Below are 25504 nucleotides of genomic sequence, written 5' to 3'. Positions count from 1 at the left end.
TTGTGCGCAGATCTGCCCGCACATCCGCGGATTCGTGGCCGGCCGCCCTCCCCGGCTCCCGGGCTGTATCAATTGCGGGTACTCAGTCGGACACCCGGATAGCGGGGCCTGGTCAGGCCGGAAGTCCGCCCGGCATAGAAAGCGGTGGCACCCGGGTTCAGGCAATCGATGTCGTGTAACGTAATCGCCCTGTTCTGCACTGCGAGGGGATGCTGTCATGGAGCCGGTCGAAGAGGTCCGATACCTGATTCTGGCCGCGCAGCGAGAGGGCAATCTGCGCCTTGCCCGGGCGTTGCGCCCGCTAGGGGTCACCCCGGCGCAGGCGGAGGTGCTGCGTCTGCTCGCGGAGCGGCAGCCGCTGACCATGTCCGGGCTTGGCGAACTGCTGGTCTGTGAGAGCGGCAGCAACCCGAGCCGACTGGTCGACCGGCTGGTGGCGGCCGATCTGGTGCGACGGGTCCCGAGCAGTCAGGACCGGCGCCAGGTGGAGCTCACGCTGACGGAGGCGGGCGGCAAGATCGCGCGTGAAGTGGCCGGGGCCGAGGCGGAGTTGCATCGCGGAATCGAGGCCGCCGGTGCGAGGCACGACCTGGACGGCGTGCTGGGGTTCTTGCGCTCGCTGGTGGAGGGCCAGAGTGCGGGCGACGCCGTGGCCCGCCGAGCGGGGCGCCCCGTGGCGTAGTCCGGCTGCCGCATGGAGCTGCTTCCCTCAGCTGCCTCGCGCAGGCAATATGTGTCGTGTAATCTAATGACGCGACATTGAATGACGCGACGTTGATCATCGTCGGCGTCGCCCCGACACGGAGGACACAAGAGCTATGGCACCCCAGGAATACGAGACGGTCCCCAACCGGCGGATCGTCGTGGAACGGTTCGGCGGCGTCGAGGAGCTGCGCGAGGTCGAGACGACTGTCGCCGCCCCACCCCCGGGCCACACGCGGGTGAAGGTGCTCGCCGCAGGCGTGGGGTTCACCGACCTGATGGCCCGGGCCGGCGAGTACCTCCTGCAGCGCAAGGTGCCGTTCAGCCCGGGCTACGAACTGGTCGGCGAGGTGGTCGACACCCACGGCGAGGGCTTGGCGCCAGGCACGCTGGTGGCTGCCGCCCTGCCCAAGATGGGGGCCTACACCGAATACGCCGTGCTCCCGGACTGGCTGCTGGTGCCGCTCCCCGACGGACTGGACCCGCACCTCGCGGCGGCGGTGCCGCTGGACTACCTCACGGCGCTGAGCGTGCTGGAGACGCACGCTCGGGTGGCCCGCGGCGGCACCGTCCTGATCCAGGGGGCCGGCGGCGGAGTCGGCCAGGCGCTCAGCCAGCTCGGTCGCCGCAGCGGGCTGCGGATGTACGGCACCGCCTCCGCCCCTGGCAGCGCAGAGCGTCTGGCCCGGTACGGCGTCGAGCACATCGACTATCGGCGCCAGGACTTCGAGACCGTCATCCGCGAACGTGAACCCCACGGAATACAAGCGGTGTTCGACCACATCGGCGGCGCCAACCTCGCCAAGAGCTACCGGATTCTCGCCCCGGGCGGCGTGCTGGTCAGCTACGCCTTCGTCGGCCGCCCAGGCCACATGATCGGCGACACCATCCGCGGCGCCGCCCGGGTCAAGCTGATGAACATGCGCCCCGGTCGACGGACCGCCCTGTGCATGCTCCCCAAGGAGCTGAACGCGAACCGCGACTGGTACCGCGCCGGCCTGGCGCGGCTGCTCGCCCTGGCCCACACGGGCGGGATCGAGCCCAGCGTCGCCGCGTACCACCCGCTTGCAAAGGCCGCCGACGTACACGCCGCTCTGGAACGCAGGGAGATCACGGGCAAGATCGTCCTCACCGCCTCATGAAGTCGCGTGCTCAACCCCCGAAGGACTTCCGGAACGGACCACTCAGGCCCGCGCGCCGCCGTCGACCGGCAGGATCGCGCCGGTTACGTACGAGGCGCGGTCGCTGAGCAGCCAGGCGGCGGCCTGGGCGACTTCGTCGGGGTCGGCCTGGCGGCGCAGCGGGGTCCGCGCGGTGATGCGTTCGAGGAGACCGGGCGATTCGGCTTCCCAGGTGCGGATCATCTCGGTCGCCGTGCCGCCGGGGGCGATCGCGTTGACGCGGATGCCTTCCGGGCCGTAGGTGACGGCGGCCGACTCGGTGAGGCTGTTGAGCCCCCGCTTCATCGCGCCGTAGGCGGGCAGCTCGGGGTTGCCCCTGAGGCTGCCGACGCTGGAGTTGTTGACGATGGCGCCCGTCCCGGCGGTGGCCCGGATGGCGTCGACCTCGGCGGCCATGGCCAGCCAGGGGCCCTTGAGGTTCACTGCGTAGACGTAGTCGAAGTCGGCCTCGCTGACCCGGTCCATGGGGCCCGGCGGCACGAACGTCCCGCCGTTGTTGAAGGCGACGTCGAGGCGGCCGTACAGGTCCACGGCACGCTCCACGGCGGCCCGGACACTGGCCGGGTCGGCCAGGTCGCACACCGCGTAGTCCGCGGTGCCGCCCGCCGCCCCGACCTCCTCGGTCACCGCCTTGAGCTGGGCCTCCGTACGGGCCGCGAGCAGCACCCTGGCGCCCTCCCGGGCGAACAGCCGCGCCGCGGCGGCGCCGATGCCGCGCCCGGCACCCGTGATGAACGCGACCTTGCCGGCCAGCAGGCCCAGGGGCGCGGGGGCGGATGTGTCGGCGTGGGGTGTCCCGGTGTCGGGTGTGCCGGCGTGGGGTGTGCCGGTGTCGGGTGTGCCGGTGTCGGGTGTGCCGGCGTGGGGTGTGCCGGTGTCGGGTGTGTCGGCGTGGGGTGTGCCGGTGTCGGGTGTGCCGGTGTCGGGTGTGTTGTCCATGGCAGCGAGCCTGCGCCCGGCCGTATCGGCTATCCAGGCACCGGCGGTACCTGGCTCGGCGCCGCGACATCCGCCCACACTGGAGGTGTGGACAGACGAGAACTGGCGGACTTCCTGCGCAGCAGGCGTGAGCGGATCACCCCCGCCGACGTGGGGCTGCCCGCCGGGCCGCGGCGCCGCACCCCGGGGCTGCGCCGCGAGGAGGTGGCGCAGCTGGCGTTCATCTCGACCGAGTACTACGCCCGGCTTGAGCAGGCCCGTGCCCCGCGTCCGTCCCGCGAGGTCCTGGCAGGGCTCGCCCGCGCCCTGCGCCTCACGGACGCCGAGCGAGACCACCTCCACCACCTCGCGGGCGCGCCGCCCGGCCCCTTGCCCGGGCCCTCGCGCGAGGTGCGGCAGAGCATCCTCGACCTGCTGCACCGGTTGCCGCAGGCCGCCGCGACGGTGATGTCCGCGACGTTCGAAGTGCTCGCCTGGAACGATCTGGCGGCCGCCCTCATGGAGGACTTCTCCGCCCTCCCGCGGCGCGACCGCAACCTCGTGCGCCGCGTCTTCCTCGGGCCGCACCGGGACGGGCAGCGGCTGTACGGGGTGTCCGACGCGGACGCGTTCGCCCGCAACTCGGCCCAGCGGCTGCGCGCCACCGCCGCCCGCTACCCCGACGACCCCGAGGTGACCGAGCTGGTGGGTGAACTCCTTGCCGGGAGTGAGGAGTTCGCCCGGCTGTGGGCCTCCCATGACGTATGCGCCGAGCCAACGCTGTGCAAGACCTTCCAGCACCCGCTGGTCGGCCCGGTCACCGTCAACTGCGACGTCCTCGCCATCACCGGCCAGGACCAGCAGGTCGTCATCTACACCGCCGACCCCGGCTCGCCCTCCGAGGAGGCGCTGCGGCTGCTGTCCGTCATCGGCACCCAGCGGATGGATGTGGCCCGCTGACTGCTGACTGTTGACTGCCGGGCTCTGCTCCGGGCTCTGCCCTCCAGTGGTGCTCCACCAGGACTCCGGCAATGCGCCTGGGCCACGCGCGCACACTGCGATGAGTGTCATGTGCTCCGCGCCGGGCGCTCGGTGTGCCCGGTCGCGGCACCCGCGTATGGAAGGAGCCCTTGTCATGCTTCGTGCTCGCTCATTCGCCATCGCCTCGGCCGCGTTGGTAGCGGCCCTCGGCGCCGCACCCTCCGCGACCGCCGCCCCCACGGCCCCGGCCCGCCCGGCGGCCTTCAGCTGCTCCCCGGGGTACTTCTGCATTTACAGCGACTGGGACGGCGGCGGCACCCGATGTCAGTGGTCGCAGCCCAGCAAGGCGAACACCGCCGACGACTGTTCCTTCATCCGGAACGGCCAGAACGTTCGCTCTGTGTGGAACGGAACGGGGCAGCGGAAGCAGTACTACACCGAGACCAACTACCACTCCCGCGTAGGCTCCACGCCCGCCGGCGCGGGCGGCAACCTGCAGGGCAGCTACCAGATCCGGTCCTTCAAGCCGCAGTAGAGCACGGCGCGGTCTGCTCTCTCCCTCTTCCGCTGTCTCTGTCTCTCGCGGCGTGGTGAGGGCATAACACGGCGGGAGCCGATGGAAGACGCGCGAGGCGGGGCGTGCCCGGTAGAGGTAGTGGGTGCGCTCCGCCTCGCTGTGCGCTGCCTACGCGTCGTTCGGCGGCATTCGGTTCGGGCGGGTGAGGGTTTCGTCTCGCGCCTTCGGCGCAAAGCGGCTGGCAGCGGGGAGGGAGGGGGCGGGGCCCGCGCCGTGGCCGTCTGGCTGGGCGAGGTTGGGGTGTGGTCGGCAGGCGAGTGTGGGTGGAGTTCCGGGTTCCGAACAGTCACTCGAAGGGATGGTATTGGGGCTGCGACCTGGTTGCATCACGGAGAGTGAGCGAGAATGGAGGTGTTGAACCCGCTGGGGAGGCGGGTGTTGAGCGCATCACTGGGGGGTGATCGCCATGGGGGGCAATGCTACGACCACTACTACGGAGACCGTTCGTCCGGCTTCGGCTTCGGTGTTGGTGCCGGGGACGCCGGATGAATGGGCTGCTTACCTCGCCGACATGGCTCCGGGGCCGCAGACCGCGGTCGTGCTGCCGCTGCTGGATCCGGAGAGGCTGTCCCATGTCGGCCGTATCGACGCGCTCAAGGCCCTGGAGCGGCATGTGGCGTGGATCCAGGCACAGCAGGTACACATCCTGGCGGCATTGGATGGCGATGCGCAGGCGGCGTTGCCGGAGGGGCAGTGGAACGAGAGCGTCGAGGGTGAGTGGAACTTCGCGTGTGAGGAAGTGGCTTGTGCGCTGAAGCTGTCAGGGACGACGGCGGGCAAGCGGCTTCAGGTGGCCCGGGAGCTCGACAGCCACTACCCGACCACGCTTGGGCTGCTGGAGCGCGGCGAGATCTGTTATATGCAGGCCGTCGCCGTCACCGAGGCCTGTGGCGTCCTTGACCCGCTGCTTGCCGCGCAGGTCGAAGCCACGATCGCCGGGAAAATGCCGGACCTGGCCACTGGGCAGACCCGGCGAGCATTGCGGCGCGAGATCGTCCGGGCCGATCCGTATGGGGCGGAGGAGCGGCATGGCAAGCGGAAGCGCGAGCGGCAGATGGTCCACTACCCGCAGGATGACGGCATGGCCATGTGGGGCGCGATCCTGCCCGCCGAGCAGGCCGCCCGTATGAACCAGGCCGTTGATGCCCACGCCGGCACGCTGCCGGATGAGGGGCGCACGCTGGAGCAGAAGCGGGTGGACGCCCTGTTCGACCTGGTCGTCAACCGCACCAGCACGGCCAGCAGCACCGGCAATGCCGGGGAGCAGTCGCCCGGTGGCCGGTCGGCGGCCATCGTGCAGGTCACCGTCCCGCTGGATGTCCTGATCGGGGAGAGCGAGGAGCCCGCGCAGCTGAAGGGGTACGGGCCGATCACCGCGGGGCAGGCGCGGGAGATCGCGTTCGCCGATGGGACGATCTGGCGGCGGCTGATCATCGAGCCGAAGACCGGGATGCTGGTCAAGACGGACCCGACGACGTACAAGCCGACGGCGGAGACGGAGCGGCATGTGATCGCCCGGGACGGCCGGTGCGCTTTCCCCACCTGCCAGATGCCCGCCCACCGCTGCGACCTTGACCACGTCCAGCCCTTCGACCATGACAATCCGGAGGCCGGGGGACAGACCGTCCCCGAGAACCTGGGCCCGTTGTGCCGACGGCACCACCTGATGAAGACCCACCACCCCGGATGGCGAGTCACCAGGGATCCGGACACCGGGGTCACCACCTGGACCGCACCCACCGGCCACACCTACACCAACCCACCCCACAACTACCGCGAATAGTCACCCAGCCCGCAGGACAGCCGACCACCATCCCCCTCCCGGTGGTCCCGCCCGGCGGGGACACGGGGACCACTGGGAGGGGGCACAGGAATTCCCTATCGGCGCCGGGCACCCGCTTCGCCCACCGGCAGCCGGATGCTCCGCCCCGCCCCAACTAGCCCGCCGGACGGCCACAGCGCGGGCCCGGCCCCCTCCGTCCGCGCTGCTGCCCGCTTTGCGCCGAAGGCGCGAGACGATGCCCGCACCCGCCCGGGCCGAATGCCGTTCCACAGAACGGAGGTGGACGTGCGGCTGCCCGGGTGGGTCAGATGGTGTGGTCGAGCCCGCCGGTCTTCGCGGCCCGTATGAAGCGCCGCAGGGTGGCGGGGGTCGTACGGAGTATGGTGTCGGGCTCGTCGCTCTCCCGGATGTGTATGTGGGCGTGGGCGGTGGCGAGTTCCACGCAGTTGGCCCCGGAGGTGCTGAAGGAAGACTTACGCCAGTTGAGTATGGGCATGATCGCGATTCCTAATAGTGGCTGTAGAGGACGTATTGGATCAGCCCCAGTGAATCCCACCCCTCGTGATTGAGGGACGTGACCTTGGCGTTCACCGGAGGAAGAGCGATCGAGCATAGCTGGTCGAACTGTTTCTGGTACTGGCCGATCGAATCTGGGGTGTGCAGAAGCATGGACTGGTCCGCGTGATCCATCTGCACGGTCTCAAGTGCTCCCCCATGTGAGGTGAGGAGACAGAACGGGGTGTTCACGGCGGACACCCCCTCTGCTGTGAAGGGTAGGACCTGGATCCTCACGTGCGGTAGCTCAGCCAGCTCTACGAGGCGCAGGAGCTGCTTGCGAGCTACTGCTGCGCCGCCGAATCGCATGTGTAGTGCAGCCTCGTGAATCACGGCGTGGACCTCCGGCGGCTCATCGCTCGTGAGGATCCTTTGGCGACTCAGCCTGAAGTTGACCGCTTCGTCGATGCCTTCCGGAGTGGTGACAGTGTCGTTGGCTCGGAAGATGGCGCGTGTGTAGTCCTCGAGTTGGAGGATGCCCGGGATGAACAGTGACTCGTAAGAACGGATGCTGTTGGTCCGGGATTCGAGTTCGGCCAAGTCCAACGCGGCCGACGAGAGACCGCCCCTGTAATCGCTCCACCAGCCCTTGCCCTTGTCCTCCGAGAGACTGACAAGGGCGTCGGCGTAGGGCTCATCTCTGACCCCGTAGGCCTGCATCAAGGCGCGCAGTCGATCGAGCGCGATCGCGGTGCGGGCCGCCTCTGCATGGCTCAGATGTGTGGCGCCCATGCCGACCCGCGAGCTTGCCTCGTTGATGGACAAGCCAGCCTGCTCGCGCAACCTTCGGAGTTCTGAACCGAGTCGGCGTTGCCGCTCGGTGATGACGGTCCGAAGTGCCAAGGCAGAGGCCTCCTGGAGGTTCCGCCCACAGTCTGCCCGTGGGTGTGTGTATCGGTCCACTCGATGGGGAGTGGGTGGCAGATCTGATGAGTCTATCCCTGCAGTGTGTGTTGGCTGAATCACGTAGGGGATCCGTCAGATCCCTCACCTACGGAACGCCACGGAGGCGTCTCATGGGGAGTACATGCAGAGCCGGGCGCGGCTGACCCCGGGAATTCCATCGGCGGAACCGAGCAACTTCCGCACCACTACACCTTGTCCGCCCCCGGCATCCCCATCGCGCCCAGGCTGTGCCGAGACTTCGTACGCAATCTGCTCGTGGCCTCCGGGCTGGCCAACTCGCCGACACGGCGGCGTTGTGCACATCAGAGCTGGTGACCAATGCGCATCAGCACGGCAAGGGGGACGTGCGGCTCGCCGCCACGATCGAGTGCACCCGGGTGCGGGTCGCGGTGCACGACGACGACCCCGCGTTGCCGTCACCCCGCCGCGCGGCGAACGACGACACACACGGGCGCGGCTTATTTCTGGTCACCGCGCTCTCGGATGTGTGCGGCCTGACGGTTGACGGACAACTCGACGGCACGGGCAAGGCCGTGTGGTTCGAGCTCAGCCTCCCGCCGGGGGCCAAGGCGTGACCGCTCAGGCCCCCGGTGAGCGGGTCGCCGACATTGTTCGGGACGAGTTCGCCGCGCTGGGCGTGTGGCTTCCCGACATACGTGCGGCTCTTCGTGACCCGCGGCGGCCGCTGTTGGTCGTCGGGACGGTCCCCCTGGGGACCGGCTTCGGGATGCTGCGCGTGCTCGCGGACTACCAGCGGCTGTTGAAGGCTGAGCGAGCCCGATTCGGCAGGACGCGTTAGTCACCTGCCAGCACTTGACGCACCCGAAGCGTGGCGGCGTGGTCGGGGCCGAGAATCCGCTCACACAGGGGGAAGGCTTCACGCGCCAGTCTTTCGGCCTCGTCCGTTTGCCCCGCGCGAGCGAGGTAGTCGGCCAATTCCGAGTAGTTCTCCACGAGGAAGGGGTGCTCAGGCCCGAGTGCTCGCTCCCGTGCTTCGATGCAACGTCGAGTCAGCTGGATGGCCTCGCCCCAACGGCCGAGCGACGCCGTGACGTAGCCGAGCAGGGCCGTGACGGCGAGCGTTTTGGGGTGGGCCCGCCCCTGGATGCGCTCGCGGTCGGCCAGTGCCCGTCGAGCGAGTGGTTCGGCCTCTTCCGCTCTGCCGAAGCGGGACACCCCGAAGGCGTACGTATGCCTGGCCGCAAGCGTTGTGGGGTGATCGCAACCCAGGTACTGCGCGCAGTCTTCGACGGTCTGCGGAGACGTCCGGTCGAATTCTGCCTCTTCCTTGCACACGGCAAGACCTTCGATCAGCATCGCCCGGCTGCGCAGCGCCCTGGGATGCTCCACCCCCAAAGCGCTCCGCAGCCCCTCGGCCGCGCGACGCAGCAAGGACAGCGCTTCAGCCCGCCGCCCCAACCTGAAGAGCGGTTGCTGGAGCCCGTGACACGACTCGAGCGTGTCGGGGTCGTCGGGCCCCAGGACGCGCTCGCGGACGCGCAGCACCCGGCTGTGAACCTCCTCCGACTCCGCGATGCGACCGAGCCGGAACAACGAGCGCCCCGCGCGCTGTAGCGCGCTCAACGTCAGCCGGTGCTCAGCGCCGAGCACCCGTTCCGCCGCCCCCGCTGCCTCCTGGGCCAGGGCCAGGGCGGCGGAGTAGTCACCGGTCTCATGAACGCGTTCAGCGAGGCGTACGGCCAACCCCACCACCCGTTCCGCCGTCCTAACGTCTCCCTCGCGCAGCAACCGCACCGCATGCGGCACAAGTAGCGCAACAAACCCGTCCCCGACCCCGCCGTCCGCCGGAAGCGCCGCCTCCAACAGCGTGGCCGCCGCCTCCGTCAGGGCTGGGCGCTGGTCGGCGGGGGTGCCCGAGGCGACGCTGTCCAGGAGTACGCCGTGCACTTGGACGCAGCGCACCGGCTGGTCCCCATCCGTATCCGCGAACCCGCCCGGCGCGGAGACGATCGTGGCCAGGGAGTGGTCGAGCAGCCCCCGCAACGCCGGTTCGACGCGTGCGGCGTCCAGCAGGCCCGTCGCGCCCAGCGATGCTGGGGACAGAACCGCGAGCGGAAGCGGGTCCGGGCTCCAGCAGGACAGGAGCCGTAGCAGTGTCGTCGCTTCGGGGAGGCCCTGGTCGGCGAGGGCGTCCAGGGACAGCTGCCAGGTTCGGCTGACCAGGTGGCGGGACTCGGGGCGGGCGGAATCCAGGGCCGCGCCCTGGTCGATGAGGCCGGTCGGGTCGGCTTCGAGGCGGTTTCGGTACTCGTCCATGGACCAGGACTCCAGTAGCTGGTGGTGCAGATAGGACCCCGCGAGGGTCAGGGCGAGCGGGAGGCAGCCGAGGCGGAGGGCGACCTGCTCGGCCGCCGCCGGGGTGCCCGCGTGGGGCGCGAGGTCGCACAGGACCTGGGCCGCGTCCTCGGTGGGCAGCACCCCGACGGGGTGCAGGACCGCTCCGCGCCAGGCGCGCGAGGTGGCGTAGCGGGTGGTGACCAGCACCGTGCCGCGCGGGCTGGCGCGCAGCCAGCCGCCCTCCTCCAGGATCGCCGGGTCGTCGGCGTTGTCGATCACCAGGAGCCAGGGCTCGGCGGAGTGGTCCAGGTGGTGCCAGACGAGGTCCGCGGCGGCGCGCTGACCGCTGTGCGCGGCGGCCAACTCGCCGGGGCCCGCGCCCCGGTCGGCGGCGACCGCCAGCATGCCCGCGCGCAGGGACAGCCGCTCGGAGGCGTTGACCCAGAGGCCGACCCTGGCCCGGTCGCGTACGGCCTCGGCGAACAGGGCATGGGCCACCGCCGTTTTGCCGCAGCCGCCCATGCCGTGCAGTACGTGGATCTGTCCGCTGTCACCACCCACTGCCGTACGTAATCGCCGCATCAGGTCCGCCCGGTCCCTCAGGACGGCCGGGGCACGGCCCACCAGGGGGACGCGTACGGAGTCCGGGCCGGGCCCCGGGGCGGCCGCCCCGGCGAACAGGGACGCGCCGGGGCCGGGCGCGTAGTGGTGCGCGTGATGGTGCTCGGTGATGTGCTGGTCGCCGGCCGACTGGAAGACCCGTCCGTGTCCGGAGGCTCGGCCTTCCGCGTACGGGGGAGGCGGGCCGCTCACCGCTCGGTGATGTGCTGGTCGCGGCCCGCCTGGTAGACCCGGCCGCTGCCGGAGGCTTCGGCCCGCATATGAATGGTGGTGTTCATCGCCTGATCGTTGCCCGGCAGGGCCGGGCTCAACTCGTCCAGGATCCGGCGCAACTCCTCGACGAACTCCGGATGCGCGACGAGGAACCGCCGCATGCGGCCCGCCCATTCCTCGCTCAGCTCGCGCCGGGTCTCCTCGTCCTCCGAGTCCTCCGCGTCACGCGCGGCCAGCAAATCATCGTGCGTGGTCTCGAGCTCGCCGTCGATCCCGTCGGCGCGGTCCGGCTGGGCCCGGCGCCATAACGCGACGATCCGCTCCCGGGCGCGCTGCCACGCGTCGGTGGCCATCAGAGCCACCACCGTGGACCCGGCCGTCCGCGCGAGGTCTGCGATCTGCGGCTCCATTCCGCCCCCTTGTCCCCGTCATCCGGCTCATCCGTGCCGACGTCGGCTTTTCACGATACGTGGGCCGGCCCGGCCGTCAGGCGGTCTCGTCGAGCAGGCGGCGGATTTCGCCGCGCCGGGTGTGCGGCTTGCTGACATGCGTGCGGACCTTCGGGACCCGCGGCGGCCGCTGTTGGCCGCAGTGGAGCGCGCGCTTGTCCTGGCCAGTGCCGGACCGCTCGTCCTGCTGGCCGGTCAACGTCCTTTCGGCAGACTGCGGACATGTCCACCGACGTGAGCGGAATGATCGAGTGCAGACCCTTGGCCCGGATCTGGGGAGAGGACGACGAGGACGCGGAATGGTACGCCGCCATTGACCTCTTCCTCCTCAACACCGGCAACGCCTATGACGCCCTCGCCTGTCTGTTCGGCGTCCGTAACTCCTTCGGGTTCCGGCCGCTAACCGAGGGGCGCGGTCTGCCGGAGGACGCCTCGGACGGACTGCGGAACGCGTTCAGTGCATGGGGCGGACCACAGGACAGGCACGGAACGACGTGGATCGACTGGGCCGAGTTGCAGGCTGCCAGCTGGGACGAAACCGATCGGTCAGGCACGCTCAGCCGACACACCGTTGCCGGGGCGGGGACCCGTTGGGCGCCGGTGTGGGACGTGATGAGGACGCTTGCCGAGCTACACGGCCCAGAGCATGTGCGACTCGTGGTCTGGTTCGACTGTTAGCTACGGCGGCGGGACATGTAGCGCTGTGCGATTTCCTTGGCCCGTTCTCCCTCGCCGGGTGTCTCGTTGAGCTGAACGAGCGATCTCGGTCGGGGCGGAGGGCGCGGGTACCGGCGCGGTGGGTGATCTTCCCGGTGGTCGGCGGGGATGAGGCGTCGGTGGCGGAGGCTGCGGCGAACGAGGCCGCAAAACTCATGGAAAGAGGAATTATGGCCACACGTCACGTACCTCGCGGCCCGCTGCTGCGGCGTACCGGAAAACTGTTCGGCGCACTCGCGCTGGCCGGAGCCGTGACCCTCACGGCTCCGGCGAACGCATCGGCCGGTGAGAATCCCTCTTCACAGGTGCCGAGAGGCGGGGAAACAGCGGCGCCCCTCGCCGCGGAGCAGGGCCTGATCGCCACGGTGATGAACAGTGCCACACGCAGGTGCCTGGACGACAGCCCGGAGTTCGGCGTACGCACCGAACGCTGCAACCAGCAGGACTTCCAGAAGTGGCGGATCAGGGGGTGGGACCACATCTCCGGCTTCGAGTTGCAGAACGTGGTCACCGGGCTCTGCCTGGACGACAGTCCCGAGCACAAGCTACGCACCTTCGGCTGCGGCGGCGGAACGCCCTGGCAAGCGTGGAATCTCCGCTATTGGGACCACTGGGCCGAGTACCAGAACGTCGCCACCGGGCTTTGCCTGGACGACAATTTCGACCTCGGGCTACGCACCGTCGGCTGCCGCGGCGGAGCGGTCTGGCAGCGCTGGTGGGTCAGCACGCCCGAGTAACCGAGGCCCACCGAGCCGGAACAGCGAGCGCCCCGTGCACATCGGCCGGCCTGGCCGTCAGGCCGTCTCGTCGAGGAGGCGGCGGTGTTCGGCGGGCAGCCGCAGACGGGCTCCGGCGAGTGCTTCGTCCAGCTGTTCCGGGGTGCTGACGCCGACGATCGGGGTGGCGGCCGGGCTTCCGCCGATCAGCCAGGCCAGGACGACCTGGTTGCGGCTCACCCCGAGCTCCCCGGCCACCTTGTCCAGGGCCGCCAGCCGCTGGGTGGTGCCGGGGTGGTCGTAGGCGGCGATGAGGGGGCGGTCCGGGCGGCTGTAGGAGCCGTTCAGCAGGGCGGTGTACACCCACAGGGACAGGTCCGGTTCGCTGTCGACGTAGTCGACGACCTCGTCGGTGACCCAGCCGAACCGGTGGGACTGGTCGGGCACCGGCGCGCCGGGGCGCGGCTGGAGGTAGGAGTGGCGCAGCTGGAGCGCGGTGTATCCGGCCCAGCCGTTGGCCGTGGCGATCTGCCGGGCCCGCTCCACCCGCCACACCGGGTGGTTGGAGCACCCCAGCCGCCCCACGATGCCCTCGGCCACCAGCGCGCCGAAGGCCTCCGCGGACTCCGCGAGAGGGGTCGTACGGTCCTCCATATGGGCCCAGTACAGGTCGATCCGGTCGGTGCCCAGTCGGCGCAGGCTGCCCTCGACGGCGGCCTTGAGCGCTGACGCCGTCAGGCCCTCGCGGTTGGCCGGCCAGTCGCCGGGGCCGATGGGTTGGGCGCCCGCCTTGGTGCTCAGGTACATCTGGTCGCGCAGGGAGGGGCGGCGGGCCAGCCACTGCCCGATGACCTCCTCGCTGTGCCCGCCGCGACCGCTGGGGTCGTTCCAGAAGGCGTAGCAGTTGGCGGTGTCGACAAGCGTCCCGCCGGCGTCCGCGAACCGGTCGAGCAGGTTCAGCGACGTAGCGGCGTCGACCTTCGTACCGAATCCCATGGTTCCGAGCGCGAAGTTCACTTCGGGCACAGCGCGGTCCTTCCCCGGCGAGTGTGCAGAGAGATGCATTGCGTGCCGGTCAGCGTGGCAATTGAAGTGCGCTCGAAGGCAAGTGGCTTGCCAGCGCGTTCCTAGTCCTTGGCGATTCGCTTCTCGAACCAGTGGTGCGCGTACGGCTCGTCGTTGAAGGCCGCCACCTCCTGGAAGCCGAAGGAGTGGTAGAGGCCGATCGCCGCGTCGAGCGCCTTGTTGGTGTCGAGGCGCAGTACGTCGCGGCCGTGCTCGGCGGCCCGTGTCTCCAGTTCGGCGAGGAACCGGCGGGCCAGGCCGAGGCCGCGGGTGTGGGGCGCGACCCACATGCGTTTGATCTCGGCCGGGGCGGTGGGCGGCAGCTTCAGTCCGGCGCAGCCGACAGGTTCGCCGTGCAGCCGGGCGACCAGGAACAGGCCGCGTGGGGGGCGGAGTTCGCCCGCGTCGGGGAGCAGGCTGCGGGCGGGGTCGAAGCCGGTCTCGAACCGCTCCTGCAGCTCGGTGAAGTACGACCGCAGGCAGTGCTGGGCGTCGGGGTGGTCCGGGTCGACCGCGTCCACGGTGACCGTCACGGCGGTCAGCAGCCGGTCGACCTCGGCCATGGCCGCCACCAGCCGGGTGCGCTGGGCGGCGTTGAGGGGTTGCAGCAGGGAGCCGGCCAGCTCGTCGCTGCGGCGGTCGAGCGTGGCGCGCTCCGCGCGGCCCGCGTCGGTGAGCCGGACGGTGCGCACCCTTCTGTCCTCCGGGTGCGGCTCCAGCGTCACCAGGCCGTCGCGCTCCAGGGAGCGCAGCAGTCGGCTGACGTACCCCGAGTCGAGCCCGAGGCGTTCGCGCAGCCGCCGTACGTCCTGGCCCTGCTCGCCGATCTCCCAGAGCAGCCGGGCCTCGCCGATGGGCCGGTCGCGGTCCAGGTAGTGGTCGTGGAGCACGCCCACGCGTTCGGTGACGGTGCGGTTGAACCGGCGCACCTGGTCGATCTGTGCCACATCCATTCTCTGACTCTAGTCAGAGAATGGATGTGGTCGCCAGCTGTCACCTGGCCGGGAGGCCCGTGAGCGGTGGCGCGGTGTCGAGCGCCGTGACGGTGACATCGGTGAGGGATTCGGCGCCGGTGATCTCTGCGCGGGCGACGGTGACGGCCTCGAGGGCGGGAAGGGTGGCCAGGGGGGTCAGGTCGAGTCGGTTGGCCTCCGGGCTGTTTCGGAAGGTGATGCCCAGCCGACGGAGTTCGGGAAATGCCTCGGCGATCCAGGTGGTGTCCAGGTCCGGTGCGTGGACGTGCAGGTCGAGCCAGGTGATCCGGTGGGGGAAGCGGCGCGGCAGGGGGCTGCCGCCACTGATGTCGATCTTCAGCTGCCGGAGCGTCGTCAGCATGCCCAGTCCAGTGGGGATCGGCCCTCCGGCCTGGCCGCTGGGCAACGGGGCGAAGTCGAGGCTCTGGAGCGACAGCTCGGACAGCGGAGTGAGGTCCAGGGCCCGGGGACACCTGGTGAGGACGAGGGCGAGCAGGCCCGACAGATGGCTCAGGGCACTCAGGTCGGTGAGGACGTCGTTCCGGTCCAGCCTCAGATGGGTGACCTGGCGGAGGGAGGGGCTGGTGCACAGCTCGTCCTCGCTGAAGTCGCCGCGCAGCAGGAGTTTTGTCACGCCGCCCATGCTGTCGAGCAGACGCAAATGTTCCTGTGTCTCGGCCACGAAGTACAGATCGTCCTGGTCGAGGTGGGCGATTACCTCGGTGAAGTAGCGCTCGGTGTCAAACCTCCCCCAGCTCGTGGTGAGCTGTGAGCGGACGAGCAGCGCGGGGTGGTCGGTGAACTGGGACAGGTAGGGGATGGCCGCGTCGGTCCCGACATGGGAGGCGGTGACCACGCAGTGGTAGGCCTGGTCGTCGGTGAGCTCGGCCGGTGGTGGCAGGAGTTCCAGGACGAGCGGGCCCACCGTGGCGATTTCGCGGGCGAGTGGTGTGCTCTTAGGTGGGATGAGGCCCTTGGCAAGCGAGGCGACGTCGTCACGCACCCGGGGGTCCAAGTCGGGCGCGTGCTCCAGACAAGCCAGGGCGAGCAGGAAGACGCGGATCACCAAGAATCTTCCGGAGTCGCTCCTGGCCCGCTCCAGCAGCTTAGTGAGAATCTTGGCCCGTTCGCGCGGGCGGGCGTGGGCGACGGCCATGCGGATGACGTCCTCCCACTGGGCGTCGGCTGCGTGCTCGACGAGCAGTCCGAAGTCGCCCTCCTCCACGGCCGCCTTCGCCCCGAGGAAGTCCTGAAAGGTGCGATGGACGAAGTCGACCGTGCCGACGGACGGTTCGCGGAGCAGCCCGCTGCGCAGCAGCAGATGGCTCAGGATGCGCGGGGCGTCGCCGAGCGCGGTGGCCGAGGGGACGGAGGGGAGCGCGTCGTCGATGATGCGCTCCGCCTGGGAGCGGTCGAGCTCCGCCTCGCCGTTGCGGATGAGGTAGTACGCGAGCCGCTGGAGGAGCTGGATCTGCGGCTCCTCGTCGAGCTGGACGTCGCCGGGGGCGTAGATATGGCGCTCGGTGTCGCGCCGGGTGAGGAGCATGGACAGCGCCGCGTCGTACAGCGCCTTGCGGCCGGGCGGCAGATAGCCGCGGCGCGCCCGGTGCAGGGCGCAGATCAGGCCGCACATCAGGGGGTTGGTGGCGAGGAGCCCGAGGTCCGGCTTGGTGCGTACGGCGGTGTGCAGGGCCGACCGGTAGCCGTCGAGGGCGGTGCGGTCCTCGTCCGTACGGCAGGTCGCGCGGGCGGCGTCGTGCCAGCGGTCGATGAAGGCGCCGAGGTCGTCGTGGCTCATGGGGGCCAGGGCGAACTCGGCGAAGCCTTCGGTCTCCAGCCAGTTGTCGGTGACGGCGGAGGGGCGGGAGGTGACCAGCCAGAGGTTGTCGGGGTAGGCGAGGAGCAGATCGCTCAGCCAGACGCGGGTGCGCTCCCGGTCGCGCTCGGAGATCTCGTCGATGCCGTCGATGAGCAGCAGCCCGCGCCCGGCGCTCAGCACGCGGTCGGCCCAGCCGGCGGGCTGGGCGCCGTGCCGGGGGTTGTGGACGGCGGCGAGGAAGCGGTCGGGGGTGGGGAGGGTGTCCTGGCGCGCGACAGTGCGCAGGGGCAGAACGAAGGGGACACGGCCGATCAGCTGCTCCATACCGCGCGGCGGCTCCTGGCGGGCGGCGCAGACGGCGAGCCACTGGACGAGGGTGGTCTTGCCGGAGCCCGCGACGCCGCGCAGCAGGACCCGGCTGTGGCCGGACAGGGCCTGGTCGGCTGGGACGGGGGTCTCGGGGACGGGGGCCTCGGGGGCGGCGGAGATCTCTCCGTCGAACGGGGTGACGTGCTCGCCGAGAGGGGTTGCGTCCCCGTCGATTGGGGCGGCCTTCCCGTCGAGTCCGGTGACGTGCCCGTCGAGCGCCGTCGCGGCCCGGTCGCGCGCCGGGGCGATCGCCTCAAGGCTGAGATACGCCGCATCCAGGGGCCAGCTGGACTCCGCGTGGCTGAGGTCGATGCCGACGATGGTCAGCGTCCCGTGCTTCTTCTGTACGAAGTCGGCGTAGCCCTTCTCGAAGCCCGCGTCCTCGGCCGACTGGGACGGGATCCGCTCGATCAGGATGTCGATCTTGGCGATGAGGTCGGTGAGCTGGCCGCTCTGCTCGACCAGGGTGCGGGGGACAAAGGTCGAGCGCTGGGTGAAGAAGTGCAGGATGTGCAGGCAGGCGGTGTCCACGAGGCGTCGGTAGAACGCCGTTGCGGCCTGGCTGAGGAAGAGTTTGTTGCCCTTGGCCAGGGTGGCGTCGATGAGCATGCGGGCGAGGGCCTGGTGGCCGAGCCGCACGGCCTGCACATCGTCCATGTCGAGGTCGCCCAGGGCCTGCAGCGTGGTCGCCAGGTGCATGGCGACGATCTCGTCCTCGTCGGCGGGGCACGGCCGTTCCCCCGGCCCGGCGTGCTGGACGGCCCGTGCGACCAGCTCGGCGGCGATCTTGTGGAGGTTCTTCTCCGTCAGGGTGCGCTTCTCGCCCTTGAACGAGACGAGCCCCGAGACGCGGACCGGTTTGTCGGCCAGACCGGCGCCCGGAGCCTCCTGCACGAAGAGCTTCTTGATCAGCGGCGTGACGACGGCCGAGGTGAGGCGAGCGCCGACGGTTGCGGGATCCACGTTCCCATCCCCCCGATGGTTTGGTGCGGACAGCGTACAGGACCGTATGGTCTTTGGTCCCGAAACGGACATCGAATGCCCGAGGATGCCCGGGATCGATGATCGGTGATCTTATGCCGCGGTGATATCGCACACAGGGCGCCGAGGCTCTACTACGGAAATTAGTGAATGCCTTCGACTGTGGGGCGCGCGTGCGGTCGTAAGCGTGGGGCGAGTTTCCGTGCGCGGCTGCCCAATCGCTCATTGTGCCAGGTCAACCTCATGATCGTAGGTTGGTGATCCGGATTCTGGGGTGCCTGATCGCCAATATCAGATCGCGATCGGAGCCGTGGGTGAATTGTGGCTGCGACCGCTTTTCGTACGGCGCGGATTAGTAGTGATGCGGGTTGGCCTCATGGCCGGGGCGGGTTACGAAAGAACGTCCGTTCCGGTCCCCGGCCGGGACTCACTCATGTTTCCGGAGGTAGTCCCCCTATGTCCCCGAACGCCAAATCCCGGCACCTCGAATCCCGGCACCTCAAATCCCGTAAGGCGAGCAAGTCCGTTCTGCGTACCCGCGCCGCCGTGCTGGCCGCGGGCATGGGGGCCTCGCTGGCGCTCGGGGCGGGCGGCGCGTTCGCCGCGGACGCGGCGCAGGGCAGCGGTGTGCTGTCGGTGGCTCCGGCCGGTGACCTGAGCAAGTCGGTGCAGGCGCAGGCGGACGCCCTTCAGAAGGCGATCGACGCCGAGAAGGCGGCCGCGAAGAAGGCGGCGGCCGCGAAGGCGAAGGCGGCGGCCGAGAAGGCCGCCAAGGAGGCCGCGGCGAAGAAGCGGGCCGCGGAGCAGGCCGCCGCGAAGAAGGCCGCGGAGAAGAAGGCGGCGGCGGAGGCCGCGGCGAAGGCGCGGCAGGCCGCCGAGGCCCGCCAGAAGGCTGCCGAGGCCGCCAAGAAGGCCGCTGAGGCCAAGGCCGCCTCCTGGGTGACGCCGGTCGCCTCGTACCAGATCGGCGCTTCCTTCGGGCTCGCGGGCAACCTGTGGGCGCACAACCACAGCGGGCAGGACTTCGTCGTGCCGTCCGGCACCTCGGTGCGCGCCGTCCACGGTGGCGTGGTGGTCAAGGCCGGCGGCAACGGCGCCGGTGACGGCCCGGCGTACGGCAACGCCATCGTCATCAAGCACGCCGACAACACGTACTCGCAGTACGCGCACCTGTCGCTGGTGAAGGTGTCGGTGGGCCAGACCGTGGGGACCGGTCAGGAGATAGGTCTCTCCGGGAACACCGGCAACACGACCGGTCCGCACCTGCACTTCGAGATCCGTACGACGCCGAACTACGGCTCGGCCGTCGAGCCGCTGGCCTTCCTGCGCTCGCACGGCGTCAAGGTCTGACGCACTGACCTGATGCGCTCTGACGGGGCCCGACGTGGGGCGGGCCCCGTCAAACGCGTGGCCCCGCTGCGGCCTTCTCCCGGTGCGGCCCCCGGGCGCCGGTCAGGCCGCGTCCGGGGTGCCGGGCCTCTCCTGCGGGTGTGCCTGCGCCAGCAGGTCGAGGGCGACTTCGAGGGCGGCCTTCTGCTTCTCCTCGGGGCCGGCGTCGAGGTGCTGCATGGCGAACATGGACGTATGCATGACGAAGAGCGCGCTGAGGCTGCGGACCTGGTCGGTCAGCGGCGCGTTGGGGTCCCTCAGCAGGTCGCCCACGGCGATCAGGCGGTCCTTGAGGGTTTCGCCGGGCCGTAGATGGCTCATCGCGGCCTGGTTCTGCTGCATGAACCGGAACAGCGGGAGGGCGCTTTCGAGGGCCACGCTGTAGCGGCGCATCAGCTCCTGCTTGGTCTCCAGGGTGCGGGGCTGCTGCTGGCCCCAGGCGAGCAGTTCGTCCAGCGGCCGGGCCAGGTCCTGGAACAGGCTGATGAGGATGTCTTCCTTGGTCTTGAAGTGGTAGTACAGCGCGGCCTTGGTGACCTCGAGCCGCTCGGCGATCTCGCGTAGCGAGGTCTTCTCGTAGCCCTGCTCGGCGAAGAGCTCCAAGGCCACGTCCTGGATGCGCTGCCGGGTGTCGCCCCGGCGCGCCTGCGGTGTGTTGCCCATGGTGCTCTCCTGTGGTCGTGGGGGCCGTACGCGGCCGAACAGAACTTACTTGACGCCCGGCTAGTAGACGCCGTACCTTCTCCACTGTACTCAACTAGCCGGGCGGCAAGTAAGTAGCCGGTCGCAGCAATTGGCCGCACCCCAGGGGGGAAGTGGAGAGAATGTCCCAGAAACAGTCCGGAGGCGGAGCGCCATCCGCGTCACCGCAGCCCAGTGCGGAGGCCCCGCAGTCCGGCGGGGAGGCCGCGTCCGGCCGTAAGCCCCGCTCCACGGGTGTGGTGATCTTCGCGCTGATGATCGCCATGCTGCTCGCGATGCTCGACAACATGATCGTCGGCACCGCGATGCCGACCATCGTCGGCGATCTCGGCGGGCTCGAACACCTCTCCTGGGTGGTCACCGCGTACGCTCTGGCGACCGCCGCCTCCACCCCCATCTGGGGAAAGCTCGGCGACATGTATGGGCGTAAGGGCATGTTCCTTACGTCCATCGTGGTCTTCCTGGCCGGTTCGGCCCTGTCCGGTGCGGCCCAGGACATGGGGCAGCTGATCGGCTTCCGGGCCCTTCAGGGCCTGGGTGCGGGCGGTCTGATGGTCGGTGTGATGGCGATCATCGGCGACCTGGTCCCGCCCCGGGAGCGCGGCCGGTACCAGGGCATGATGGCCGGTGTGATGGCCGTGGCCATGATCGGCGGACCGCTGGTCGGCGGCACCCTCACCGACCACCTCGGCTGGCGCTGGATCTTCTACATCAACGTCCCCCTCGGCGTGATCGCCCTGGCCGCGATCACCACGGTGCTGCATCTGCCGAAGAAGCGTGCGCAGGCACGGATCGACTACGTCGGCGCGGGGCTGCTCACCATCGGCATCACCTCGCTCGTGCTGATCACGACCTGGGGCGGGAACGAGTACGCGTGGGGCTCGGTCCAGATCATCGGTCTCGGCGCGCTGGGGGTCGCCGCGCTCATCGCCTTCGTGGCCGTCGAGCGGCGGGTCGCCGAGCCCGTGCTGCCGCTGCACATATTCCGTAACCGCAACTTCTCGCTCATCACGGTGATCGGCTTCCTCACCGGCTTTGTGATGTTCGGGTCGATGACCTTCCTGCCGCTCTTCCAGCAGACCGTCCAGGGCGCCTCGGCCACCAACTCCGGCCTGCTGCTGCTCCCGATGCTGCTGGGCATGCTGGTCGTCTCGCTGATCGCGGGCCGGGTCACCACTCAGACCGGCAAGTACCGGATCTTCCCCATCCTCGGCGGCGGCCTGATGGTGGCGGGTCTGTTCCTGCTGGCCCTCATGGACACCGGCACCACCCGCCTGACCTCGGGCATCTACATGGCGGTGCTCGGCGCCGGCATGGGCTTCCTGATGCAGACCTCCATGCTCATCGCGCAGAACAGCGTCGAGATGAAGGACATGGGCGTCGGTTCCTCCTCCGCCACCCTCTTCCGTACCCTCGGCGGTTCCTTCGGCGTCGCCATCCTCGGCGTGCTCTTCACCAACCAGGTGAAGGACACGATGGTCGACCGGGTCGGTGAGAAGGGCGCGGCGGTCACCTCCGGCGGCGCCAACCTCGACCCGGCGATGCTCCCGAAGCTGCCCCCGGACATCAGGGACGCGTACACCCACGCGGTCGCGAACGGAGCGCACCAGGTCTTCCTGTGGGGCGCGGTGGTCGCGGTCGTCGGCTTCCTCGCGGCCTGGTTCATCAAGGAGGTCCCGCTGCGCGGGTCCGGGCCCAAGCCCAAGGGCGAGGAGCAGGCCCCGGCCGACCGGATGCCGGTGGTCGAGGCGGTCTGATCCGGCTGGATGGACAAGCGTGAGGCGCGGGTGGTGCGACCACCCGCGCCTCACGCGTTTCACGTGTCCAGTGGGTGACACGCGCCTCGTGCGTTACCCGCGCCTCACGCGTTACGTCAGTCCAGCACCTCGATGACCGGGAAGCTGCCCGTATTGGTGGGCGCGGACTCCGGCAGCCACAGCACCGCGACCGCGCCCTCCTGCCCCTCCGCCGTCGGCTCGGCGTTGCGGAATGTCAGCCGGGCGCCCAGGACGCGCGCCTGGCCCACCGCGATGGTCAGGCCCAGGCCGTGTCCGGTGCCGGCCCGGTCCTTGCTGCCGGTGCGGAAGCGGCTGGGCCCGTCCTTCAGCAGCGCCTCGGGGAAGCCGGGCCCGTGGTCGCGGACGCGCAGCACCCGCCCCTCCACCGTGACCTCGAACGGGGGCTTGCCGTGCCGGGCGGCGTTGGCCAGGAGGTTGCCGAGTATTCGCTCCAAGCGGCGCGGGTCGGTGGAGACATGGGCGTCGCGCAACACGGTGACCCGGGCGTCGGGGGCCGCGACCCGGACCCGGCGGGTGACGAACTCGGCGAGGGCGATCTCCTGCAGCTCGGCGCGCTCCGCGAAGCCGTCAAGACGGGCGACCTCCAGGACGTCCTCGACGAGCTGGCGCATCGCCTGCGCCCGGTCCCGTACGAGCTCGGTCGGGCGCCCCGGCGGCAGCAGTTCGGCGGCGGTGAGCAGGCCGGTGACCGGGGTGCGCAGCTCATGCGCTATATCGGCCGTCACCCGCCGCTCGGCCTCCAGCCGCTGCTGCAGCGCCTCGGCCATGCCGTCGACCGCGCGCGCCAGGTCGTCGGTCTCGTCCCGCACCCGGCCGCCGATCGCCTCCCGCACCCGGACCTCGGAGTCGCCCTCGGCGAGCTTGCGGGCCGCGGTGGCCGCCTTGCGCAGCCGCCGGGAGAGCTGGTCGCCGATGAGCACACCCAGCGCGATACCGCCCATCACCACCGACACCGAGCCGAGGACGAGGACCCGGTCGAGGTCGTCCAGCACCCGGGCACGGTCCTTGAACTGGGTGTGTACGGACAGCACCCTGCCGTCCCGCAGCGGCACCGACGCCCACACCTCGGGGGTGCCGGTGCCCATGTCCCCCAGGTAGGTGGCGCGCAGCCCGCGCGCCGCCTCCTTCTTCAGCTGCTCGGGAAGCCGCTTGTCGTCGAGTTTCGCGCCGAACCCGAGAATCCTGTACTTCTCGTACATCCGCTGGGCGGCCTGCACCTGGTCGTTCACCGCCGCGCGGCTGTTGTCGAGCATCGAGACGCGGGCCGCGTTGTGCACGACCAGGCTCAGTGCGATGGCGACCAGCGCGCTCACGGCCGCGATCGCCAGGCTGACCTTCCAACGCAGCCCCGAGCGCAGGGCGAGCCTCACCATCCCCGGCTCAGCCCCTGAGCTTGTAACCGAAGCCGCGGACCGTCTCGATCCGGTCCTGGCCTATCTTTCCGCGCAGCCGCTGCACATGGACGTCCACGACCCGGGTGTCACCGCCCCAGCCGTAGTCCCACACCCGCTCGAGCAGCCGGTCGCGGGAGAGCACGGTGCCCGGCACGGCGGAGAACTCCAGCAGCAGCCGCATCTCCGTCGGCGTCAGCGCCACCTGCTGACCGGCCCGGCGGACCTCCATCCCCTCCGGGTCCACCTCCAGGTCGCCGAAGCGCAGCACTCCGCCCTCGGGCTCGTCGGGTTCCGCCTCCGCGCCCCGGCCCGGTCCGCTGGCGTGCCCGAAGCGGCGCAGTACGGCGCGGATCCGGGCGACCAGGACCGCGCCGTCGAAGGGCTTGGTCACATAGTCGTCGGCCCCGGCCTCCAGGCCGAGCACCACGTCGATCGAGTCGGCGCGCGCCGACAGCATGATCACGGGCACGGTGGACTCATCGCGGATCCGGCGGCACAGGCTCACCCCGTCAAGACCCGGGACCATCACATCGAGCAGCGCGATATCGGGCCGGTCGGCCCGGAACCGCTCCAGCCCGGTCAGTCCGTCCGGGGCGGCGGTGACGACGAAGCCGTCGCGCTCCAGGGCGAGCTGGGTGGCCTCGCGGATGACGTCGTCGTCCTCGACGAAGAGCACATGGGTTTCGGCCACGGCCTTATCTTCAGCCTTCCGTTCCGTCGTCGGGCGCGGGCGATTCGTCCTCGCTGACGTTTTTGGTCTTGCGGTCGGTCACGAGGAACTCCCGGCGCTTCTCGGCCCACCGGTACGTCGTCACGTCCTCGCTCGAGGGACAGCAGACCGAGTCGTTGGAGGCGTAGACCAACTTGGTGACGCGGAGGCTGCCCTTGGTGGTGTCGGCGTAGACGGGCGGGCGCTCGTCCGCGAAAACGTTCTCATACGTCCCGCCCACCTTGCGGTACACATACGAGCCGAGGCCGAAACCCTCGGTGCAGGTCATCACATTGACCACGAGATCGGACGCGGCGGAGCCGGTCAGCCGGCCGTAGGCCACGTCGATCGGGTAGCCCTGTGACTTCGCGCTGCCCTTCTTCGCCTCCTGCTGAGCGTCCTTCGTGGCGTCCTGTGCGGCGCCCGGCGTGGCGTCGTTCTGGGCGTCCTTCGTGGAGCTCTTCGAGCAGGGCTTGAGGTTTGCCTTCAGGTGCTCGCTGACCTTCGGGTCCTTCTTGAGCAGCGCGACGGCGTCGACCTTCTGCTTCGCCGACGTCGACGTGGGGGAGGTGCCGTGCACATACGACCCCGGGGAGTCGGCCTGCTCCGGGGCCCATGACGTACGCGCCGGCCCTTCCTTGCGAACTCCCTGGCTTCCGGTGTCGCATCCGGCCAGCACCAGTCCGCCGACGGCCGCGAAACCGACAACCGTGCCCCCGGTGATCAGGGCGGCCCGGCGCGGGCCGATCCGGTGAGATGCGGTGCGGTGAAGAACGAGCCGGTGTGGATCAACACCCTGTGGGGTGTGCTGGAGCGGGGCGTCCTCGTGGAGGGCGCCCGTGTCCGAGGCGCCCGTGTTCGAGGCGCCCTTGTCCGAGGCGTCCTTGTCCGTGGCGTCCTTGTCTGCGGCGTCCTTGTTCGAGGCGCCCTTGTCTGCGGCGTCCTTGTGGGGAGAGGCCCTGGTCAGGCCGCGCACCGGTCCTGCCCCCGCTCGTGGCCTCGGCGCCGGCCCTGCGGGGTCTGGCGGATCTGGCGGACCTCCTGGGCGCCGTCCTGGCCCTGCCGGCCCTGCTGGCCGTCCCCGCGGCCGAGCGCACGGGCGTCCAGCTCGCGGCTCTCCAACTCCTGCCGCAGCCTGGCCAGCGCCCTGTGTAGCGTGCTCTTGACCGTACCGGTCGACATCCCAAGCGCCTCCGCGGTCTCCTCCGTGGTCATCTGCTCCCAGTGTCGCAGCACCACGACGCTGCGCTGCTTGGGAGCCAGAACTCCGAGGATGTCCATCAGCAGCGCGCGGTCGGCGTGCTGCTCGGTGCTGTCCTCGACACGCGCGTCCGGCAGCTGCTCGGTCGGCACCTCGTCCAACTTGCGGGCCCGCCACCACTCGGTGCGGGTGTTGATCATGACGCGGCGGAGGTACGCGTCGGCCAGCGACTTGTCGGCTATCCCGTCCCAGCGGCCGTACGTACGCACCAGAGCGGTCTGGAGGAGGTCCTGCGCCTCGATCGGGTCGGGGACGAGGCGACGGGCGCTGCGCAGCAGCGCGTCCTGCCGGTTGCGTACGTACTCTTCAAAATCCAGAACCTTGCCGCTGCCGGACATCGCCAGCCCCCATCCCGCCGTTTTCCCCACCTGTTTGCCCGGCGGTCGCCGAGCACGAAGAGGACGCTACGGAGCGGCTGTTGCGAC

25 protein-coding genes are annotated in these 25504 nt (G+C 70.1%); 11 read left to right on the top strand and 14 right to left on the bottom strand.

Going from position 1 to position 25504, the window contains the following annotated elements; translation table 11 throughout:
- Positions 1-217: 217 nt before the first annotated feature.
- Entirely contained in the window at positions 218-682 is a 465-nt protein-coding gene (locus tag ACH4U7_RS35815; RefSeq protein ID WP_398531964.1) for a MarR family winged helix-turn-helix transcriptional regulator, read from the top strand.
- A gap of 136 nt (positions 683-818) precedes the next feature.
- Positions 819-1844 carry a zinc-binding dehydrogenase gene (locus ACH4U7_RS35810; RefSeq protein ID WP_398531963.1) on the top strand — a complete coding sequence of 342 codons (1026 nt, stop codon included), beginning with the start codon at positions 819-821 and terminating at the stop codon, positions 1842-1844.
- Positions 1845-1886: 42 nt separating this feature from the next.
- On the opposite strand, the gene ACH4U7_RS35805 is transcribed toward ACH4U7_RS35810, so the two are convergent.
- A complete protein-coding gene (locus ACH4U7_RS35805) occupies positions 1887-2822 on the bottom strand; it encodes a glucose 1-dehydrogenase (protein WP_398531962.1) in 936 nt (311 codons plus the stop codon).
- 87 nt (positions 2823-2909) lie between these two features.
- On the opposite strand from ACH4U7_RS35805, the gene ACH4U7_RS35800 reads away from it, so the two are divergent.
- The 3 genes from ACH4U7_RS35800 (at position 2910) to ACH4U7_RS35790 (ending at position 6142) form a co-directional block, all read left to right on the top strand.
- Complete coding sequence (locus ACH4U7_RS35800; protein WP_398531961.1) at positions 2910-3761, top strand: helix-turn-helix transcriptional regulator; 852 nt, start codon at positions 2910-2912, stop codon at positions 3759-3761.
- A 175-nt stretch (positions 3762-3936) separates the two neighbouring features.
- A complete protein-coding gene (locus ACH4U7_RS35795; RefSeq protein WP_398531960.1) occupies positions 3937-4317 on the top strand; it encodes a peptidase inhibitor family I36 protein in 381 nt (126 codons plus the stop codon).
- A gap of 553 nt (positions 4318-4870) precedes the next feature.
- Complete coding sequence (locus ACH4U7_RS35790) at positions 4871-6142, top strand: DUF222 domain-containing protein (RefSeq protein ID WP_398531959.1); 1272 nt, start codon at positions 4871-4873, stop codon at positions 6140-6142.
- 304 nt (positions 6143-6446) lie between these two features.
- Here the strand turns inward: ACH4U7_RS35790 and ACH4U7_RS35785 are convergent, their stop codons facing one another.
- Positions 6447-6638, bottom strand: coding sequence for a DUF397 domain-containing protein (locus ACH4U7_RS35785; protein ID WP_398531958.1), 192 nt, complete (start codon positions 6636-6638; stop codon positions 6447-6449).
- 11 nt (positions 6639-6649) lie between these two features.
- Positions 6650-7540, bottom strand: a complete 891-nt coding sequence (locus tag ACH4U7_RS35780) for a helix-turn-helix domain-containing protein (protein WP_398531957.1) — start codon at positions 7538-7540, stop codon at positions 6650-6652.
- Between the two features lie 374 nt (positions 7541-7914).
- Between ACH4U7_RS35780 and ACH4U7_RS35775 the strand changes: the two genes are divergently transcribed.
- Positions 7915-8178: an ATP-binding protein gene (locus tag ACH4U7_RS35775; RefSeq protein WP_398531956.1), complete on the top strand. Its 264-nt coding sequence runs from the start codon at positions 7915-7917 to the stop codon at positions 8176-8178.
- Positions 8175-8402: a hypothetical protein gene (locus ACH4U7_RS35770; protein WP_398531955.1), complete on the top strand. Its 228-nt coding sequence runs from the start codon at positions 8175-8177 to the stop codon at positions 8400-8402. The genes ACH4U7_RS35775 and ACH4U7_RS35770 overlap by 4 nt, the downstream gene beginning before the upstream one ends.
- Here the strand turns inward: ACH4U7_RS35770 and ACH4U7_RS35765 are convergent.
- From ACH4U7_RS35765 to ACH4U7_RS35755, 3 genes are all read right to left on the bottom strand, one after another.
- On the bottom strand, positions 8399-10714 hold the full coding sequence (locus ACH4U7_RS35765; RefSeq protein WP_398531954.1) for a tetratricopeptide repeat protein: 2316 nt from the start codon (positions 10712-10714) through the stop codon (positions 8399-8401). The genes ACH4U7_RS35770 and ACH4U7_RS35765 overlap by 4 nt on opposite strands.
- Positions 10711-11145 carry a hypothetical protein gene (locus ACH4U7_RS35760; RefSeq protein WP_398531953.1) on the bottom strand — a complete coding sequence of 145 codons (435 nt, stop codon included), beginning with the start codon at positions 11143-11145 and terminating at the stop codon, positions 10711-10713. The genes ACH4U7_RS35765 and ACH4U7_RS35760 overlap by 4 nt, the downstream gene beginning before the upstream one ends.
- Before the next feature lie 76 nt (positions 11146-11221).
- On the bottom strand, positions 11222-11383 hold the full coding sequence (locus ACH4U7_RS35755) for a hypothetical protein (protein WP_398531952.1): 162 nt from the start codon (positions 11381-11383) through the stop codon (positions 11222-11224).
- A gap of 23 nt (positions 11384-11406) precedes the next feature.
- On the opposite strand from ACH4U7_RS35755, the gene ACH4U7_RS35750 reads away from it, so the two are divergent.
- Both ACH4U7_RS35750 and ACH4U7_RS35745 read left to right on the top strand, forming a co-directional pair.
- Positions 11407-11862, top strand: a complete 456-nt coding sequence (locus tag ACH4U7_RS35750; protein ID WP_398531951.1) for a hypothetical protein — start codon at positions 11407-11409, stop codon at positions 11860-11862.
- A 209-nt stretch (positions 11863-12071) separates the two neighbouring features.
- On the top strand, positions 12072-12638 hold the full coding sequence (locus tag ACH4U7_RS35745) for an RICIN domain-containing protein (RefSeq protein WP_398531950.1): 567 nt from the start codon (positions 12072-12074) through the stop codon (positions 12636-12638).
- A gap of 57 nt (positions 12639-12695) precedes the next feature.
- Here the strand turns inward: ACH4U7_RS35745 and ACH4U7_RS35740 are convergent, their stop codons facing one another.
- From ACH4U7_RS35740 to ACH4U7_RS35730, 3 genes are all read right to left on the bottom strand, one after another.
- Positions 12696-13643 carry an aldo/keto reductase gene (locus ACH4U7_RS35740; RefSeq protein ID WP_398531949.1) on the bottom strand — a complete coding sequence of 316 codons (948 nt, stop codon included), beginning with the start codon at positions 13641-13643 and terminating at the stop codon, positions 12696-12698.
- Between the two features lie 101 nt (positions 13644-13744).
- Positions 13745-14635 (bottom strand): GNAT family N-acetyltransferase, encoded by an 891-nt coding sequence (locus ACH4U7_RS35735; protein ID WP_398531948.1) that lies wholly within the window; start codon positions 14633-14635, stop codon positions 13745-13747.
- Positions 14636-14675: 40 nt separating this feature from the next.
- Entirely contained in the window at positions 14676-17807 is a 3132-nt protein-coding gene (locus tag ACH4U7_RS35730) for an NACHT domain-containing protein (RefSeq protein ID WP_398531947.1), read from the bottom strand.
- A 474-nt stretch (positions 17808-18281) separates the two neighbouring features.
- Between ACH4U7_RS35730 and ACH4U7_RS35725 the strand changes: the two genes are divergently transcribed.
- A complete protein-coding gene (locus ACH4U7_RS35725; protein ID WP_398531946.1) occupies positions 18282-19175 on the top strand; it encodes a M23 family metallopeptidase in 894 nt (297 codons plus the stop codon).
- 102 nt (positions 19176-19277) lie between these two features.
- Here ACH4U7_RS35725 and ACH4U7_RS35720 read toward each other — a convergent pair whose 3' ends face one another.
- Entirely contained in the window at positions 19278-19877 is a 600-nt protein-coding gene (locus ACH4U7_RS35720; protein ID WP_398531945.1) for a TetR/AcrR family transcriptional regulator, read from the bottom strand.
- Between the two features lie 161 nt (positions 19878-20038).
- Here ACH4U7_RS35720 and ACH4U7_RS35715 point away from each other — a divergent pair, with 161 nt between their 5' ends.
- The gene (locus ACH4U7_RS35715; protein WP_398531944.1) at positions 20039-21673 is read left to right on the top strand and encodes an MDR family MFS transporter; all 1635 of its coding nucleotides are present in this window, start codon (positions 20039-20041) and stop codon (positions 21671-21673) included.
- A 116-nt stretch (positions 21674-21789) separates the two neighbouring features.
- Here ACH4U7_RS35715 and cseC read toward each other — a convergent pair whose 3' ends face one another.
- Genes cseC through ACH4U7_RS35695 form a run of 4 tightly spaced genes read right to left on the bottom strand, consistent with a single transcriptional unit; the run spans position 21790 to position 25417 of the window.
- Positions 21790-23088, bottom strand: coding sequence for a two-component system sensor histidine kinase CseC (gene cseC, locus ACH4U7_RS35710; protein ID WP_398531943.1), 1299 nt, complete (start codon positions 23086-23088; stop codon positions 21790-21792).
- A 7-nt stretch (positions 23089-23095) separates the two neighbouring features.
- On the bottom strand, positions 23096-23800 hold the full coding sequence (cseB, locus tag ACH4U7_RS35705; protein ID WP_014178557.1) for a two-component system response regulator CseB: 705 nt from the start codon (positions 23798-23800) through the stop codon (positions 23096-23098).
- Positions 23801-23810: 10 nt separating this feature from the next.
- Positions 23811-24794 carry a hypothetical protein gene (locus ACH4U7_RS35700; RefSeq protein ID WP_398531942.1) on the bottom strand — a complete coding sequence of 328 codons (984 nt, stop codon included), beginning with the start codon at positions 24792-24794 and terminating at the stop codon, positions 23811-23813.
- The gene (locus tag ACH4U7_RS35695) at positions 24782-25417 is read right to left on the bottom strand and encodes a SigE family RNA polymerase sigma factor (protein WP_398531941.1); all 636 of its coding nucleotides are present in this window, start codon (positions 25415-25417) and stop codon (positions 24782-24784) included. The genes ACH4U7_RS35700 and ACH4U7_RS35695 overlap by 13 nt, the downstream gene beginning before the upstream one ends.
- Positions 25418-25504: the final 87 nt, after the last annotated feature.

The sequence above is a fragment of the Streptomyces sp. NPDC020845 genome (assembly GCF_044334165.1).
Classification (GTDB): domain Bacteria; phylum Actinomycetota; class Actinomycetes; order Streptomycetales; family Streptomycetaceae; genus Streptomyces.
The sequence above is the reverse complement of the archived record's forward strand: the minus strand, read 5'-3'. Positions and strand labels throughout refer to the sequence as shown.

Bases quoted from the DNA above. Each gene is read 5' to 3' on its own strand.
- ACH4U7_RS35815 (WP_398531964.1), top strand. From the start codon at position 218: ATGGAGCCGGTCGAAGAGGTCCGATACCTGATTCTGGCCGCGCAGCGA.
- ACH4U7_RS35810 (WP_398531963.1), top strand. From the start codon at position 819: ATGGCACCCCAGGAATACGAGACGGTCCCCAACCGGCGGATCGTCGTG.
- ACH4U7_RS35805 (WP_398531962.1), bottom strand. From the start codon at position 2,822: ATGGACAACACACCCGACACCGGCACACCCGACACCGGCACACCCCAC.
- ACH4U7_RS35795 (WP_398531960.1), top strand. From the start codon at position 3,937: ATGCTTCGTGCTCGCTCATTCGCCATCGCCTCGGCCGCGTTGGTAGCG.
- ACH4U7_RS35790 (WP_398531959.1), top strand. From the start codon at position 4,871: ATGGCTCCGGGGCCGCAGACCGCGGTCGTGCTGCCGCTGCTGGATCCG.
- ACH4U7_RS35785 (WP_398531958.1), bottom strand. From the start codon at position 6,638: ATGCCCATACTCAACTGGCGTAAGTCTTCCTTCAGCACCTCCGGGGCC.
- ACH4U7_RS35760 (WP_398531953.1), bottom strand. From the start codon at position 11,145: ATGGAGCCGCAGATCGCAGACCTCGCGCGGACGGCCGGGTCCACGGTG.
- ACH4U7_RS35750 (WP_398531951.1), top strand. From the start codon at position 11,407: ATGTCCACCGACGTGAGCGGAATGATCGAGTGCAGACCCTTGGCCCGG.
- ACH4U7_RS35745 (WP_398531950.1), top strand. From the start codon at position 12,072: ATGGCCACACGTCACGTACCTCGCGGCCCGCTGCTGCGGCGTACCGGA.
- ACH4U7_RS35735 (WP_398531948.1), bottom strand. From the start codon at position 14,635: ATGGATGTGGCACAGATCGACCAGGTGCGCCGGTTCAACCGCACCGTC.
- ACH4U7_RS35725 (WP_398531946.1), top strand. From the start codon at position 18,282: ATGTCCCCGAACGCCAAATCCCGGCACCTCGAATCCCGGCACCTCAAA.
- ACH4U7_RS35720 (WP_398531945.1), bottom strand. From the start codon at position 19,877: ATGGGCAACACACCGCAGGCGCGCCGGGGCGACACCCGGCAGCGCATC.
- ACH4U7_RS35715 (WP_398531944.1), top strand. From the start codon at position 20,039: ATGTCCCAGAAACAGTCCGGAGGCGGAGCGCCATCCGCGTCACCGCAG.
- cseC (WP_398531943.1), bottom strand. From the start codon at position 23,088: ATGGTGAGGCTCGCCCTGCGCTCGGGGCTGCGTTGGAAGGTCAGCCTG.
- ACH4U7_RS35695 (WP_398531941.1), bottom strand. From the start codon at position 25,417: ATGTCCGGCAGCGGCAAGGTTCTGGATTTTGAAGAGTACGTACGCAAC.